The organism is Cyanobium sp. NIVA-CYA 375, assembly GCF_056108345.1.
This window is the reverse complement of the sequence record NZ_JBSYHW010000369.1, coordinates 1-625: the sequence shown is the minus strand read 5'-3', so window position 1 is coordinate 625 and position 625 is coordinate 1. Positions and strand designations below refer to the sequence as shown.

At 65.1% G+C, this 625-nt stretch carries 1 protein-coding gene; it reads left to right on the top strand.

Annotated features, from left to right (window positions below; translation table 11 throughout):
• Positions 1 to 625: GGDEF domain-containing protein (locus AC01FP_RS18640; RefSeq protein ID WP_474482383.1), on the top strand; the 625-nt coding region annotated here is incomplete at both ends.

Here is a 625-nt window from a genome sequence, read left to right as displayed (position 1 = left end):
TGTTCGGCGCGACCTGCGTCCTGCTCCTTCTCGGCGACAGGCTCGATCCCCAGGCAAGCCGGACGATCCTCTATCTCACGATAGCGGCTTACGTCGTCGCCGCGTTTGCGATCGGGCGGATCAGCATCGGATTCATCACGCGGCTGGAAGACCTGGGCATGACCGACAGCCTGTGCGGCCTGCCGAACCGCCGCGCACTGCACGCCGCGATCAGGCAGGACCGGCAGCCTGACGGACAGGTTGCCGTTGCCCTGATCGACCTTGATGGCTTCAAGATGGTCAACGACCTCTATGGCCATAACGTGGGCGACAAGGTCATCAAGCTGATCGCCGACGAATTGCGGACGGTGTGCGGCAGCGAAGCAAAACCCTATCGCTTGGGCGGTGATGAGTTTGCGCTCAGTGTCTGCGGCCCGGCTGCCGGAACCATCCTCGAAGGCAAGTGCCGCGCCCTGCTCGACCGGCTGGGCCATCCGATGGCAGTGGACGACCGCCGGATCGCGGTCGGTGCCAGCATCGGCCTGTCCCGCTCTGCTGCCGGGGCAGACCTCGCTTCGTCCGAGCTGCTGCGCCGGGCGGACATCTCGATGTATGTTTCGAAGCGCGGCGGCAAGATGCGGTGCAG